Source organism: Streptomyces sp. NPDC028289 (genome assembly GCF_055565975.1).
Genome location: NZ_JBVHTI010000008.1, coordinates 123353 through 137499 on the forward strand (window position 1 = coordinate 123353; position 14147 = coordinate 137499).

Consider the following 14147-nt stretch of genomic DNA (forward strand, 5'->3'; position numbering starts at 1 on the left):
TGCATCTCCATCTGATGGATATGCTTCTGCCCATGCTGAAGACGACGAAGCTCCGCGGCAACCCCTGGGCCGTGCTGGCCACCCTGTCCCTCGGGTTCTTCATGACCCTGCTCGACATGACGATCGTCAACATCGCGTTACCGAACGTGATGAGCGACCTGCACGCCGGGCTCGACCAGGTGATGTGGACCGTCAGCGGTTACACGCTCGTGCTGGCCGCCCTGCTGGTGACGGCCGCACGGCTCGGTGACATGCGGGGGCAGCGGACGCTGTTCGCGGCCGGGGTCGCGGTGTTCACGGCGGCCAGCGCGGTGTGCGGGCTCGCCGGCGGGGCCGGCGTCCTCGTCGTCGCCCGGCTCGTGCAGGGGCTGGGGGCGGCGCTGCTCACCCCGCAGACCATGGCGCTGGTCATGGCCGTGTTCCCGGCCGGGCGGCGCGGCACCGCGCTCGGCGTCTGGGGCTCGGTCGCCGGGGTGGCGACGCTGTCCGGGCCGACGCTCGGCGGGCTGCTGGTCAGCACCGTCGGCTGGCGCTGGGTCTTCTTCGTCAACGTCCCGATCGGCCTGCTGGTCCTCGCCCTGACCTTCCTCCTCGTGCCCGACCTGCGCACCGGCCGCACCCACCGGCTCGACCTGCCCGGTGCCCTGCTCTCCACCGCCGCGCTGACCTGCGTGACCTTCGCCCTGATGGAAGGCGACCGGTACTCCTGGAATGCCGGGATCCTCGCGCTCGGCGCCGCCGGCCTCGCCCTCGCCGCGCTGTTCCTGCGCCAGCAGGCGCGCCGTCAGGGGGCCGAACCGCTGGTGCCCTTCCGGCTCTTCGCCGACCGCGGCTTCACCGTGATGACCGCGCTGGTCGGCGCGATCGGCGCCGCCCTGATCGCCGCCGTGCTGCCGCTCGGCCTCTACTTCCAGCAGCAGCTCGGCCTCAGCGCGGTGCACGCCGGGCTCGCCCTGGCGCCCTCCCCGCTGGTCTCCCTCCTCGTCTCCCCGTTCGCCGGACGCCTCAGCGACCGGATCGGCGGCCGCCGGGTGCTGCTCGCCGGACTGGTGTCCTTCTGCGCGGGGCTGTCCGCGGTGATCCTGCTCGCGCAGGGCTCGGCCACCGCAGTGGTCTTCGCCGTGCCGCTGATGTTCATGGGGCTCGGCACCGGCTGCATGATCGCCCCGCTCTCCACCGAGGCGATGCGGCACGTGCCCGCGCCGCTGGCCGGAGCCGCCTCCGGGGTCAACAACACGGCCCGGCAGCTCGGTTCGGTCCTGGGCTCGGCCGCCGCCACCGCCCTGATGGCCGCGGGGGCCACGCCCCTGGCCGGCGTCCACCTGGCCATGGCCCTCGCGGTCGTCCTGCTCGCCCTCGCCGGTACGGCGCTGTTCACGACCCGCACCGGGAACCCGGCGGCCGTCCCCGCGTAGTGCTCAGAAGGAGGCTGCCGAACCGAGGTACTGCTCGGCGAAGGCCGTCGCCGCCGCACGCGAGGTGAACAGCCTGCGCAGCCGGGCCAGGCTGGTGCCCGCGAGGAACGGATCGCCGGAGGCCGTGCCGTGGTAGATGCCGGACAGGAACTGCGAGAACTCCTGGTAGTCCCAGACCCGGCGCAGGCAGGCGTGGGAGTAGCCCTCCAGACCACTGTCGTCGCCCTTGGTGACCTGTGCGGCGAGCGCGTCGCCCAGCAGGAAGGCGTCGTGCAGGGCGAGGTTCATGCCCTTGGCGGCGATCGGCGCGGTGAGGTGCCCGGCGTCACCGGCCAGGAAGAGGCGGCCGAACGCCATCGGTTCCACCACGTAGTCGTGCATGTCCAGCACACGCTTCTCGATCAGCGGCCCCTCGGTGAGCGGCGGCGCCCCGGCCGCCCCGAGCCGTTCGCGCAGTTCGTCCCAGACCCGGTCGTGCGACCAGTTCTCCGGATCGTCGCCCGGCGGGCACTGCAGGTAGTAGCGGGTGACCTCGGGGCTGCGCGCCATGTGCCCGGCGAAACCGTTCGGATGGACGCCGAACACCACGCAGTCCGAGGACGGCGGCGCCTCGGCGAGCAGCGCCAGCCAGGCTATGCCGTAGTCCTGCCGGGCGACCCGCACCCGCCCCTGCGGTATCGCGTCCCGGGTCACCCCGCGCGCCCCGTCGCAGCCCGCCACGAACTCGCAGCGCAGAAGGTGCCGTTCGCCGGTCGCCGGGTCGAGGTACGACACGGCGGGCCGGTCCGACTCCAGGTCGTGCGGCGCGACGTCGCGCACCCCGAACCTGATGTCCCCGCCGCGCACGTCGGCGTACTCCCGGACCAGGTCCGTCACCAGCAGCGGCTGCGGATAGACGTAGTGATGGTGGTCCGTCAGTTCGCCGTAGTCGAACCGGAACCGGTCGCCGCCGAACCGGAACTCGCACTCGCTGTGCACCTGCGCCCGGGCCGCCAGGCCGTCGCCCAGGCCGCGTTGCCGGAGCCCGTGCACCGCCCATTCCTCGATGACCCCGGCCCGCGGCCGGGTCTCGATGAACTGTCTGCTCCCGGTCTCCAGGACCACGCAGTCGACGTCGGCGGCCCGCAGGATGTTCCCGACGGTCAGCCCGGCGGGCCCGGCGCCCACGACGACGACCGTACGGCGTTCTTCGGAGGGGGAGTTGTGGTGGGGGGAGGGGTGAGTCACCCCCGCATTATGACGGTGTCCCGTCAGCCACGGCAGTGCTGCCGCCGTGGCTGACGGGACATAGGCGAGGAGGGGGGTCAGTGCGCGGGGGCGTCCGTGACCACGACCTCGTCGATGCTGCGCTCGATGTCCTCGGCCGTGGAGGCGGTCGCCTTGGCCCAGTAGTAGATGCCGATCGAGAAGGCGGCGATGACCAGGATGTCCCACCACAGCGCGATGTTGTTCTGGCCGCCGAAGCTGCCCTGCCAGGAGATCAGGCCCATGCCGATCAGGTAGACCGGCAGCCACTGCGCGGCCCGGAAGTCCAGCCGGGGCGCGTCCGGCAGGTTCCTGCTGTGGGCGTAGAAGGCGTAGCCGCCGAGCAGCAGGTAGCCGAGGATGATCGCGAGGCCGAGCCGCCACAGGATGTCCCAGCCGGACCAGTAGATGATCAGGTTGGCGACCACGAACGACAGCGGGGAGATCAGCTTGCCGAACGGCAGCCGGTACGGGCGCTCGCGCTGCGGCAGCTTGTCGGTGAAGACGCCGTACGCCAGCGGGGCACCGGCGTACATCAGCACGCTCGCCGAGGTGATGAAGCCGACCAGCTGCTGCCAGCTCGGGAACGGCAGGAAGCAGATCACACCGGTCACGAAGGACATGATGAGGCCGAACCACGGCACACCGCGGGAGTCGGTCCGGGTGAAGAGCTTCGGCGCGTAGCCGTTCTTCGCCAGGCCGTAGGAGACGCGGGAGGTGGCGGTGGTGTAGATGAGGCCGGTGCCGCCGGGGGAGATGATCGCGTCCAGATAGAGGACCCAGGCCAGCCAGCCGAGGCCCACCAGGGTGGCGAGGCCGGCCCACGGGCCGCTGATGCCCGCGTACGCGAGGTGGCCCCAGCCGTGCGCGAAGGTGCTGTGCGGCAGCGCGGCGATGAACACGACCTGGAGCAGGACGTAGATCACGGCACCGATCGCGACCGAGCCGAGCGTGGCGCGGGGCAGGTCCTTCTTCGGGTTGCGGCTCTCGCCGGCCAACTGGATGGCCTGCTCGAAGCCGAGCAGCGCGAAGATGATGCCGCTGGTGCTGATCGCGGTCAGGACACCCTTGGCGCCGAAGGGCGCGAAGCCCTCCGAGTGGAAGTTGCCCGGGTGGAAGTTGCCGATCGCGATGATGAAGATCGCGGCCAGTGGCACGGCGATCTTCCACCAGGTCGCGGCGCTGTTGGTGTGCGCGAGCACCCGGACGCCGAAGAAGTTGACGCCGACGAACAGGGCCATGAGCACGACCGCCGCCAGCAGGCCGCTCGCGGTCAGGGTGCCGTCGGCGTGCTGGAGGTGCTGGGCCCACTTCCAGTGACCGGCGTAGCCGATCATGGCTTCGACCTCGATCGGGGCCACGGTCGCGGCCTGCAGCCAGGAGAACCAGCCGAAGGACATGCCGGCCAGGCCGCCGAACGCGTAGTGCGGGTAGCGGGCCGTGCCGCCCGCCACCGGGAACATGCCGCCGAGCTCGGCGTGCACCAGTGCCAGGAGCACGATCGCGATCGCGCCGATCACCCACGAGATGATCGCCGCGGGGCCGGCCACGCCGACCGCCTTCTCGGCGCCGTACAGCCATCCGGAGCCGATGATCGAGCCCACAGAGGCCCACATCAGGCCGATCAGGCCGACGTCCCGCCTCAGACCGCCCGAAGGTGTGATGTCCTCCGTGGCGGCTTTCTCGACACTCACCATGTCAAGTGGCCTCTCAGTTTCTGAACGCAGATTTAACGAGCAAGAGGCCACAACGTAAGGGTCCGTTCCGTGCGGACAGAAGAGTGTTGCCAAAGATTTGACCCTCGATCTTTCCTGTCTTGGCCAAAGCTTTTGCACAGGTCAGTGAGGGTCACGGAATGTCCGTATTCAGTTGTGCTCAGTGAGAAGAGGGTAAGACAGGCCCAAGCTCAGATCTTCCTCAAATCCGGTTCAGTTCTGGCCCAGGCGAGGTATTTCGATGGCCGGGCAGTGGTCCATGACCATGTCCAGACCCGCGGCCCGTACCCGCTCGTACGCCGCCTCGTCGACCACCCCGAGCTGGAACCAGACCGCCTTCGCGCCCTTCGCCAGCGCCTCGTCCGCGACGGCACCGGCCAGCTCGCTGTTGACGAAGACGTCGACGACGTCGACCTCGAAGGGGATCTCCGAGAGGGACGCGTAGCCCTGCTCGCCGTGCACCGTCTCCGCCTTGGGGTGGACCGGCACGATCCGCTTGCCGAACCGCTGCAGCACCTGGGCCACCCCGTACGCCGCCCGTCCCCGGTTGGATGACAGACCGACCACCGCCCAGGTGTCACCCGTCCCGGTCAGAATCCTGCGGATCGTCGCTTCGTCGCCGTACACCGTCGGCCTCCTCGGCTCGGGGAACATTCGCCGTGGCCAACAGCGGCCGCCGGACCCTGATTCCCTGGCCCGCAGCGGGTCCCCGCAGTACCGTCGGGACAGTCCGCGCGGCAGGGGGTGTCGCATGTCCCGCATGTCCCGCCACGGTGACCTGAATCGTCGCAAGGTGCCTGCGTGCGGCCCGCCGCCCGCCTACGCTCAGCCCGTGCTGCGCATCCTCGACGCCAAGTCCGGTGAGACCGTCCCCGCCGTCTCCGCCCGCCGTGCCCTGACCCGAGTGGAGGCACACGCCTCCGGGTACGACCTGACGGCGCTGCGGGTCCTGCTCACCACCGACCTCCTCCTGCGCGCGCTGGAACTCGGCGGCACCCCGGTCCTGCCCCTGCTCACCGCCGACCACCACCAGGCCGAGTTGCACGCCGCCGCCACCACCCTCGGTATCCGCCCCTTCGAGGACGGCCGCGACCTGTCGCCGGGACTGGGCGAGGCCCAGGTCGTCCACGTGACGGCCACGGGCGGCACCGTGCCCGGGTCCGGCGTGACCGTCGCCGTCGCCTCCGCAGGCGGCCCTGAGGCCGGTGTCCTCAACACGCTCGACGACCCCGCCGCACTGCGGCTCGCCCTCCTCGACGCCCCGCGCGGCACGGCCGTCCACCTCGGCGCCGGCGCCCTCGACGCGGCCGGGCGGCGGCTCGGCAGGCTGCGGCAATCGGTGGCGCACTGGGCGCGCAGCCCCTCGCGGCCGGTGCCCGAGAAGGTCCGGGGACGGCTTCGGGACGCCTGGGAGGACGACCTCGACGTGCCCGGGGTGCTCGGCGTGCTGCGCTGGATGGAGTGCCAGCCCGAGATCCCGGACGGGGCCCGCTTCGAGACCTGCGCCTACGCCGACCGGCTGCTCGCCCTCGACCTCACCCGTGACCTCGGGCGGGCGGCGTGATCACCCGGGCGGGCGCGGGCCCGCTGCGCCGCCTGGTCGTGCTGCGGCATGCCAAGTCGGCCTGGCCCGAGGGCGTCCCGGACCGCCTGCGCCCGCTCGCGGACCGCGGCCGCCGCGACGCCCCCGCCGCCGGGCGTGCCCTCGCCGAGTCCGACTCCCTGCCCGACCTCGCGGTGTGCTCCACCGCGGTACGCGCCCGGCAGACCTGGGAGCTGGCCTCCGGCCAGTGGGGCACACCGCCGCCGGTCCGCTACGACGGGCGGGTGTACGCCGCCGACGTGCCCGACCTGCTCGCGGTCGTGCACGAGGTGCCCGCCGAGGTGGAGACGCTGCTGCTGGTGGGGCACAACCCCGGCCTGGAGGAACTCGTCCTCGACCTCGCGGGCGACGGCCTCGACGACACCCTGGAGCAGGTGCGCGAGAAGTTCCCGACGTCCGCGATCGCCGTGCTGGCGTGGCACGGCACGACGTGGGCGGCCCTCGCCCCGGGAACGGCCCTGCTGACGGAGGTGACGGTGGCCCGCGGGCGCAAGGAGTAGGGGAAGGGGCGGTACGCGTGTCCGCATAGGCTGGGCGGATGCAGGACGAGTACCGCACAGTTGCCCGCGCGGGCACGCACGAGACCGAGGTCAACCGCTCCCGCTTCCTGTGCGCCCTCGCCCCGGCGGCCACCGAGCGGGAGGCCCAGGAATTCGTCGCCGCGGTCCGCAAGGAGCACGCCGACGCCACCCACAACTGCTGGGCCTACGTCATCGGCGCCGACGCCGCCACCCAGAAGGCCAGTGACGACGGCGAGCCGGGCGGCACCGCGGGCGTCCCCATGCTCCAGATGCTGCTGCGCCGCGACATGCGGTACGTCGTCGCCGTCGTCACCCGCTACTACGGTGGCGTCAAGCTCGGCGCCGGCGGCCTCATCCGCGCCTACGGCGGCGCGGTCGGCGAAGCCCTCGACACCCTCGGCACGCTCACCCGCCGCCGCTTCCGGCTGGCCACGGTGACCGTCGACCACCAGCGGGCCGGCAAGGTCCAGAACGACCTGCGCGCCACCGGCCGGGAGGTCCGCGACGTCCGCTACGGCGAGGCCGTCACCATCGAGATCGGCCTGCCGGACGCCGAGGTGGACACCTTCCGCGCCTGGCTCGCCGACGCTACGGCGGGCACGGCCACCCTCGAACTGGGCGGGGAGGCGTACGGGGATGCGTGACCCGCGCGGGGGGTTGTCCTGACATTCCTCCGGATCTAGGGTCCCTGCGAGGGCAAGCGCTTTCTCCGCGTCTTGGCCTCCGTCACCTCCAGGAGGACCGCATGCCCCCACGGCTCGACCGCCCGTCCGACCACGTGATCACGGGCCGCCCCGTGCACGCGGGCGAGACCGGCCCCGGCGACCTCTGCTCCGCAGCCATGCACGGCGAGCACCCCCACTGGGCCCCCACCGAGGAGCGCGCATGAGCATCCGCGTCAGCCACGTCCACGGCGAGCACGTCGCGGTCGCGGCAGCCGACGGCACCGAGATCCTGCGGTACGTCTACCGCCCCGACCCCGAGGCGTACGAGGCGCGCAAGCCGTACGCCCACCCGGTGCGCACCCTCGCGGGCCGCACCGTCACCGGCTACCGGCCGAGCGACCACCGCTGGCACAAGGGCCTCCAGATGACGGCCAGTCATCTGTCCGGGCAGAACTTCTGGGGAGGCAACTCCTATGTCCGCGGGCAGGGTTACCAGGCGCTGCCCGAGCGGGTCGGCTCGATGCGGCACGACGGCTTCACCGAGTTCGCCGTCGCGGACGACCGGTTCGCCTGCACCGAGCGGCTGACCTGGGTGGAGAACGGCGGCGCCGAGTGGGCGCGGGAGGCGCGCGGGCTCACCGTCCACTCCGTCGACGAGCAGGCCGGCGCCTGGGCGCTCGACTGGACCATCCACCTCACCAACGTCCGCGACGAGCCCCTGACCTTCGGTTCCCCCACCACCGAAGGCCGCGAGGCGGCCGGGTACACCGGGCTCCAGTGGCGCGGCCCCCGTGACTTCACCGGCGGCACCGCGTTCGGCCCGGACTCCGTCACCGGCGCCGAGAAGCTGATGGGCACCCAGGGCCCCTGGCTCGCCTACACCGCCGAGCACGACGAGGCGGACGGGCACTCCACCATCGTCTTCGCCCACGCGCCCGAGAACCTCGACGCCCGGACGGCGATCCACGAGTCGCACTGGTTCGTGCGCGCGGAACCGATCCCCACGGCCGCGTTCTCCTGGGCGTTCTTCGAGGAGTTCGCCCTGCCGCCGGGGGAGTCCTTCGCCTACCGCTACCGGATCGTCTTCGCCGACGGCGCCTGGGACGCCGACCGCGTCGCCGCACACCTGGCGGGCCTGCCGTGGTGAACGAACCCGAGCCGACGCTCCCGCACCCGCTGCCCGGTGCCGTCGGACTTTCCCACCTGAGCGCCTACGACTGGGAGGCCGCCGACGGCGTCTGCGGCGGCAGCCCGCATCTGCACCTGGTGTGCACGGAGGCATACGTCGTCACGGGCGGCCGGGGCGCCGTGCAGACGCTCAGCCCGGACGGCTACCGGGACATCCCGCTGGAGGCCGGATCCGTCGCCTGGTTCACCCCGGGCACCGTGCACCGCATGGTGCAGGGCGGTGACCTGCGCATCATCGTGCTGATGCAGAACAGCGGACTGCCGGAGGCCGGGGACGCCGTCTTCACCTTCCCGCCCGAGGTGCTCGCCGATCCCGAACGGTACGCGGCCGTGGCGACGTTGCCGCCGGGCACGGGAGCCGAGGCGGAGCAGGCCGCCCGCAGGCGCCGGGACCTCGCCGTCGAGGGCTACCTCGGTCTGCGCGAGGCGCTGGTCGCCGGGGACGACGGCCCGTACGCGGAGTTCCAGCGGGCCGCCGCCCGGCTGGTGCGCGAGAAGGTGCCGCGCTGGCGCGAGCTGTGGCGGGCCGGTGCGCTGGCCGCCGCCGAGCGCACGGGCGCCCAGCTGGACGCGCTGCTGGCCGGTGCGCCGTCCTACCTCGGCGAGGCGACCGCGTACGAGACCGCACCCACCCGGCTCGGCGGCTTCGGGATGTGCGGACGCCGTGACGAGTACAACCTGCCGGGGACGACGCTTCCGTACGGCGGCGAATAGCAGAGGTTCCCCCCGGCGCTCACGGCCGTCGGGCTGTGGCACGCGGGACGCCGACGACCGGCCGATGCCCTCGGAAGGTCAGGGAATGTGAGGTGTGTGGTGGGTCAGGGGGTGATATGCGTTAGCGTGGCTGGCGTTGCCGGGGAGTCCCCGTGCTGGTTCATACGGGTCACACAGGTGCAATAGGGGTAAGGGTGCGGGTCGGGGTGGTTTCATGAGAATCCTGCACACTTCCGACTGGCATCTGGGCCGAGCGTTTCACCGCGTCAACATGCTGGGCGCCCAGTCCGAGTTCATCGGCCACCTCGTCGCGACCGTGCGCGAGCACGCCGTCGACGCCGTGGTGGTGGCGGGAGACGTCTACGACCGCGCGGTGCCGCCGCTCGCCGCGGTCGAGCTGTTCGACGACGCTCTGCACCGGCTCGCCGGCCTCGGCGTGCCCACGGTGATGATCTCCGGCAACCACGACTCCGCCCGCCGCCTCGGTGTCGGCGCCGGTCTCATCGACCGGGCCGGGATCCACCTGCGCACCGAGCCGTCGGCCTGCGGCACCCCGGTGGTGCTCGCCGACGCCTTCGGGGACGTCGCGTTCTACGGCCTGCCGTATCTCGAACCCGCCCTGGTGAAGGACGAGTTCGCGGTCGAGCGGGCCGGACACGAGACGGTGCTGGCCGCCGCCATGGACCGGGTCCGCGCCGACCTCGCCGCCCGCCCGCCCGGCACCCGCTCCGTCGTCCTCGCGCACGCCTTCGTCACCGGCGGCGAGCCAAGCGACAGCGAACGGGACATCACGGTGGGCGGTGTGGCCGCCGTCCCGGCCGGCGTCTTCGACGGCGTCGACTACGTGGCCCTCGGCCACCTGCACGGCTGCCAGACCCTCACCGGACGCGTCCGCTACTCGGGCTCCCCGCTGGCGTACTCCTTCTCCGAGGCCGGCCACCGCAAGAGCATGTGGCTCGTCGACCTCGCCGCCGACGGCACGGTCACCGCCGAGCGCCTCGACTGCCCGGTCCCGCGCCCGCTGGCCCGCATCCGCGGCGCCCTGGAGGACCTCCTCGCCGACCCCGCCCTCACCGCCCACGAGGACGCCTGGGTCGAGGCCACCCTCACCGACCCGGTCCGCCCCGCCGACCCCATGGCCCGTCTCACCGACCGCTTCCCGCACACCCTCAGCCTGGTCTTCGACCCGGACCGCGCCCCGGACGACCCCGACGTCTCCTACGCCCGCCGCCTGGCCGGCCGCACCGACCGGCAGATCGCCGAGGACTTCGTCGCCCACGTGCGCGGCGCGGGCCCCGACGAACGCGAACTGGCCGTCCTGGGTGAGGCGTTCGACGCGGTGCGCGCGGACGGCGCGGTACGCGAGGTGGCCCGGTGACAGCACACCCGCACCCGAGCCCCTGCACGGAGGCGGCCGCATGAGGCTCCACCGGCTCGACATCACCGCCTTCGGGCCCTTCGGCGGCTCCCAGAGCGTCGACTTCGACGCCCTCTCCGCCGCCGGGCTCTTCCTCCTGCACGGCCCGACCGGCGCTGGAAAGACCTCCGTCCTGGACGCCGTCTGCTACGCCCTCTACGGCACCGTCCCCGGCGCCCGGCAGACCGGCCAGGGCCTCACCCTGCGCAGCGACCACGCCGACCCGGCCACCCGTACCGAGGTACGCCTCGAACTCACCGTCGCCGGACGCCGGTTGGAGATCACCCGGCAGCCGCCCTGGGAGCGGCCCAAGAAGCGCGGCGCGGGCACCACCCTGGACAAGGCACAGACCTGGCTGCGCGAGTACGACGCGACGGCCCGCGGCTGGCAGGACCTCAGCCGCTCCCACCAGGAGATCGGCGAGGAGATCACCCAGCTGCTCGGCATGAGCCGCGAGCAGTTCTGCCAGGTCGTGCTGCTGCCGCAGGGCGACTTCGCCCGCTTCCTGCGCGCCGACGCCGGCGCGCGCGGCCAGCTGCTCGGCCGGCTCTTCGACACCCAGCGCTTCGCCGACGTCGAGAAGCGCCTCGCCGAGCGCCGGAAGACGACCGAGGCCCGGGTCCGGGACGGCGACTCCGCCCTGCTGGCCGACGCGCACCGCATGCAGCAGGAGGCCGCCGACGCGATGGAGCTGCCGGAGCTGGCCCCGGGCGAGCCCGGCCTGGCCTCGGCCGTTCTCGCCGCCGCCGCCGTGGCCCGCAGCACCGCGCGGGAGCGCCTGACCGTCGCCCACTGCCGGCTCACCGCCGCCGAGTCCGCCCAGTTCGCCGCCGACCGCGCACTGACCGGCGAACGCGAACTGGCGCGGTTGCAGGCCCGGTTCGAGGAGGCCCGGCAGCGGGCCGTACGGCTGGAGGAACGGGCCGGGGAGCACCGGGCGGCGCAGGCGCGCATGGAGCGGGCCCGGAAGGCGGAAGCGGTGGCGCCGGCGCTGGAGCTGCGGGACGCCGCCGAGGAGGAGCACCGCAGAGCGGCCGCCGCCGAGGTGCGCGCGCGGGCGCTGCTGCCGGAGACCCTCGCGGGAGCCGGTGCGGCAGGGCTCGCCGGCGCTGCCCGCCGGGCCGCCGAGGAGCTGGGCGGGCTGGAGTCCGCGCGCCGGGCCGAGCGACGGCTCGCCGAGGCCGTCGACGAGCGGGGCCGGCTCGACCGGCAGGAGCGGGACGACGAGGACGCCCTGCGCGAGGCCGCGGCCTGGCTCGCCGGCTGGGACGCCAGGCGCGCGGGGCTCCAGTCCCGTGTCGACTCCGCACAGGAGGCCGCGACCCGCGCCGAGCAGCTCGCCGTACAGCGCGACCCCGCCCGTCGGCGGCTGGAGGCGGCGCGGCTGCGGGACGAGCTGGGCCGGGACACCGACGAGGCCCAGCGCACCGCCCTCGCCTCCGCGCAACGGGCCGTGGAGGCACGGACGTACTGGCTCGACCTCAAGGAACAGCGGCTGAACGGCATCGCCGCCGAGCTGGCCGCGGAGCTCACCGAGGGGGAGCCGTGCGCGGTCTGCGGGGCGACCGAACACCCGGCGCCGGCCGAGAAGTTCGCGGGCCATGTCGACCGCGAGGCCGAGGAACGCGCGCTCGCCGCCCTGCAGCGCGCCGACGAGCAGCGTGCCCGGGACGAACGGCGGCTCGGCACCGTACGCGAGGCCCTGGCCGCCGCCACCGCCGAGGCGGGCGACACCCCGACCGCGCAACTGGCCTCCCTGGCAGACGGGTTGGAGCGGGAGTACGCCCAGGCCCGACGACTGGGCTCCACCCTGCACGCGGCGCACGAGGAGCTGCGGCTGGCCGAGCAGGAGCGCGAGCACCGGCTGGCCGGGCGCCAGCAGGCCGAACTCCGGGCCGCCGCACGGCTGACCCGCCGTGAGGGCCTCGACGCGGAACTGGCGGCCCTCGAAGAGGAGCTCGCCCAGGCCCGGGGGAGCGCCGCCAGCGTGTCCGCGCGGGCCGCGCAGCTGGAGCGGCAGGTGGCGCTGCTCACCGACGCCGCCGAGACGGCGCGTGCCGCCGAGGACACCGCCCGGCACCTGAAGGACACCGACGCGCGGCTCGCCGACGCCGCCTACCGGGCCGGATTCGACACCCCGCAGTCCGCGGCCGCCGCCCTCCTCGACGACACCGCCCACCGCGAACTGCAACGGCGCCTGGACGCACGGCAGTCCGAGGAGGCGGCAGCGCGTGCGGTCCTCGCGGAGACCGACACCGCGGCCGCCGCCCGGCAGCCGGCCGCCGACCTCGACACTGCGGAGCACACCGCCGCCCTGGCCGCCCGGCGGGTGCGCGACGCCGCCTCCGCCCGCGACCGGGCCGCCCGCAGCTGCGCCGAACTCGACCGGCTCTCCGCCCGCGCCACCGAGGGCGTACGGCAACTCGCCCCGCTGCGCGAGGAGTACGACCGGGTGGCCCGCCTGGCCGGACTCACCGCCGGCACCTCCGCCGACAACGAACGCAGGATGCGTCTGGAGTCGTACGTCCTCGCCGCCCGCCTGGAACAGGTCGCCGCCGCCGCGACCGTACGCCTGCAGCGCATGTCCTCCGGCCGCTACACCCTGGTCCACTCCGACGACCGCACCGGACGCGGCCGCAGCGGCCTCGGACTGCACGTCGTCGACGCCTGGACCGGACGTGAGCGGGACACCGCCACCCTCTCCGGCGGCGAGACCTTCTTCGCCTCCCTCGCGCTCGCCCTCGGCCTCGCGGACGTCGTCACCGACGAGGCGGGCGGCGTCCGCCTCGACACCCTCTTCATCGACGAGGGCTTCGGCAGCCTCGACGACCAGACCCTGGACGAGGTCCTCGACGTCCTCGACTCCCTCCGTGAACGCGACCGCAGCGTCGGCATCGTCAGCCACGTCGCCGATCTGCGCCGCCGCATCCACGCCCAACTGGAGGTGGTGAAGGGGAGATCGGGCTCGGCTCTGCGGCAGCGCGGGGTCTGAGCGCGCCGCCGGAAGTGCCGCGATATGCCGTCTGGCGACTGCGGCGCCGTCGTGGCTGGTCGCGCAGTCCCTCCCCCAGCCTTCGGCCGGGGGCACCCCCAGCGCCCCTTACGGGGCCCCGGCCTAGGTTCCGACGGCCCGGCGGGGGAGCGGCGACGAGTAGACGACGCTCGTCGTCACCGAGCCCAGCGTGCCGATCCGGCCGGAGACCTCCTCCAGGTGGCGCATCGAGCGGGCGGTGACCTTGAGGACGAAGCAGTCGTCGCCCGTGACGTGGTGCGCCTCCAGGATCTCGGGGGTGGCGGCGACCAGGTCGTGGAAGGGCTTGTAGTTGCCGTTCGGGTAGCGCAGCCGGACGAAGGCGAGGATGGGCAGGCCGAGGCGCTCCGGGTCGACCACCGCCGCGTACCCCTGGATCACGCCCGCCTCTTCCAGCCGGCGCACCCGCTCGGTCACCGCGCTCGGGGACATCGCGACGGCCCGTGCCAGCTCGGCGAAGCTGGCCCGGCCCTCGCGCTGGAGGACGTCGAGGATGCGCCGGTCGGTGGCGTCCGGGGAAAACTCGGTCATGCGGGATGGATAACAGGGAATCCCCGGCCGGGCAAGGGTGAGGCCGGGGATCACACCTTCAGGGCGCCCCGTCACCCTCGTAGATTTACGGCCATGGAGATC

Annotated in this window: 13 protein-coding genes; 9 read left to right on the top strand and 4 right to left on the bottom strand. The window is 73.4% G+C overall.

Going from position 1 to position 14147, the window contains the following annotated elements; translation table 11 throughout:
- Positions 1 to 32: 32 nt before the first annotated feature.
- On the top strand, positions 33 to 1415 hold the full coding sequence (locus tag ACZ4UV_RS37220; RefSeq protein ID WP_451016115.1) for a DHA2 family efflux MFS transporter permease subunit: 1383 nt from the start codon (positions 33 to 35) through the stop codon (positions 1413 to 1415).
- Positions 1416 to 1418: 3 nt separating this feature from the next.
- Here the strand turns inward: ACZ4UV_RS37220 and ACZ4UV_RS37225 are convergent, their stop codons facing one another.
- From ACZ4UV_RS37225 to ACZ4UV_RS37235, 3 genes are all read right to left on the bottom strand, one after another.
- Positions 1419 to 2642 carry a 4-hydroxybenzoate 3-monooxygenase gene (locus tag ACZ4UV_RS37225; protein WP_467844087.1) on the bottom strand — a complete coding sequence of 408 codons (1224 nt, stop codon included), beginning with the start codon at positions 2640 to 2642 and terminating at the stop codon, positions 1419 to 1421.
- 77 nt (positions 2643 to 2719) lie between these two features.
- The gene (locus ACZ4UV_RS37230) at positions 2720 to 4357 is read right to left on the bottom strand and encodes an APC family permease (protein ID WP_390047318.1); all 1638 of its coding nucleotides are present in this window, start codon (positions 4355 to 4357) and stop codon (positions 2720 to 2722) included.
- Positions 4358 to 4588: 231 nt separating this feature from the next.
- Positions 4589 to 5002: a CoA-binding protein gene (locus tag ACZ4UV_RS37235; RefSeq protein ID WP_390047316.1), complete on the bottom strand. Its 414-nt coding sequence runs from the start codon at positions 5000 to 5002 to the stop codon at positions 4589 to 4591.
- Positions 5003 to 5207: 205 nt separating this feature from the next.
- Here ACZ4UV_RS37235 and ACZ4UV_RS37240 point away from each other — a divergent pair, with 205 nt between their 5' ends.
- The 8 genes from ACZ4UV_RS37240 to ACZ4UV_RS37275 all read left to right on the top strand — a co-directional run bounded on the left by ACZ4UV_RS37240 (position 5208) and on the right by ACZ4UV_RS37275 (position 13475).
- Positions 5208 to 5939 (top strand): hypothetical protein, encoded by a 732-nt coding sequence (locus ACZ4UV_RS37240; protein ID WP_451016117.1) that lies wholly within the window; start codon positions 5208 to 5210, stop codon positions 5937 to 5939.
- Positions 5936 to 6478, top strand: a complete 543-nt coding sequence (locus ACZ4UV_RS37245) for a SixA phosphatase family protein (RefSeq protein WP_467844092.1) — start codon at positions 5936 to 5938, stop codon at positions 6476 to 6478. The genes ACZ4UV_RS37240 and ACZ4UV_RS37245 overlap by 4 nt, the downstream gene beginning before the upstream one ends.
- 38 nt (positions 6479 to 6516) lie before the next feature.
- Positions 6517 to 7143, top strand: coding sequence for a YigZ family protein (locus tag ACZ4UV_RS37250; RefSeq protein WP_390047310.1), 627 nt, complete (start codon positions 6517 to 6519; stop codon positions 7141 to 7143).
- A 101-nt stretch (positions 7144 to 7244) separates the two neighbouring features.
- A complete protein-coding gene (locus ACZ4UV_RS37255; RefSeq protein ID WP_451016119.1) occupies positions 7245 to 7388 on the top strand; it encodes a hypothetical protein in 144 nt (47 codons plus the stop codon).
- Positions 7385 to 8311, top strand: a complete 927-nt coding sequence (locus ACZ4UV_RS37260; protein WP_451016120.1) for a DUF6807 domain-containing protein — start codon at positions 7385 to 7387, stop codon at positions 8309 to 8311. The genes ACZ4UV_RS37255 and ACZ4UV_RS37260 overlap by 4 nt, the downstream gene beginning before the upstream one ends.
- The gene (locus tag ACZ4UV_RS37265) at positions 8305 to 9066 is read left to right on the top strand and encodes a cupin domain-containing protein (RefSeq protein ID WP_451016121.1); all 762 of its coding nucleotides are present in this window, start codon (positions 8305 to 8307) and stop codon (positions 9064 to 9066) included. Before ACZ4UV_RS37260 ends, ACZ4UV_RS37265 begins: the two co-directional genes overlap by 7 nt.
- Positions 9067 to 9280: 214 nt before the next feature.
- Entirely contained in the window at positions 9281 to 10444 is a 1164-nt protein-coding gene (locus ACZ4UV_RS37270; protein WP_467844098.1) for an exonuclease SbcCD subunit D, read from the top strand.
- A gap of 40 nt (positions 10445 to 10484) precedes the next feature.
- Complete coding sequence (locus tag ACZ4UV_RS37275) at positions 10485 to 13475, top strand: AAA family ATPase (protein WP_467844100.1); 2991 nt, start codon at positions 10485 to 10487, stop codon at positions 13473 to 13475.
- A gap of 123 nt (positions 13476 to 13598) precedes the next feature.
- Here the strand turns inward: ACZ4UV_RS37275 and ACZ4UV_RS37280 are convergent, their stop codons facing one another.
- Complete coding sequence (locus tag ACZ4UV_RS37280; protein ID WP_351499241.1) at positions 13599 to 14045, bottom strand: Lrp/AsnC family transcriptional regulator; 447 nt, start codon at positions 14043 to 14045, stop codon at positions 13599 to 13601.
- Between the last annotated feature and the right edge of the window lie 102 nt (positions 14046 to 14147).

What these genes read in the sequence shown, in the direction of transcription:
- ACZ4UV_RS37220 (WP_451016115.1), top strand. Translation starts at nt 33, where the DNA reads ATGCTGAAGACGACGAAGCTCCGCGGCAACCCCTGGGCCGTGCTGGCC.
- ACZ4UV_RS37230 (WP_390047318.1), bottom strand. Translation starts at nt 4,357, where the DNA reads ATGGTGAGTGTCGAGAAAGCCGCCACGGAGGACATCACACCTTCGGGC.
- ACZ4UV_RS37250 (WP_390047310.1), top strand. Translation starts at nt 6,517, where the DNA reads ATGCAGGACGAGTACCGCACAGTTGCCCGCGCGGGCACGCACGAGACC.
- ACZ4UV_RS37255 (WP_451016119.1), top strand. Translation starts at nt 7,245, where the DNA reads ATGCCCCCACGGCTCGACCGCCCGTCCGACCACGTGATCACGGGCCGC.
- ACZ4UV_RS37260 (WP_451016120.1), top strand. Translation starts at nt 7,385, where the DNA reads ATGAGCATCCGCGTCAGCCACGTCCACGGCGAGCACGTCGCGGTCGCG.
- ACZ4UV_RS37270 (WP_467844098.1), top strand. Translation starts at nt 9,281, where the DNA reads ATGAGAATCCTGCACACTTCCGACTGGCATCTGGGCCGAGCGTTTCAC.
- ACZ4UV_RS37275 (WP_467844100.1), top strand. Translation starts at nt 10,485, where the DNA reads ATGAGGCTCCACCGGCTCGACATCACCGCCTTCGGGCCCTTCGGCGGC.
- ACZ4UV_RS37280 (WP_351499241.1), bottom strand. Translation starts at nt 14,045, where the DNA reads ATGACCGAGTTTTCCCCGGACGCCACCGACCGGCGCATCCTCGACGTC.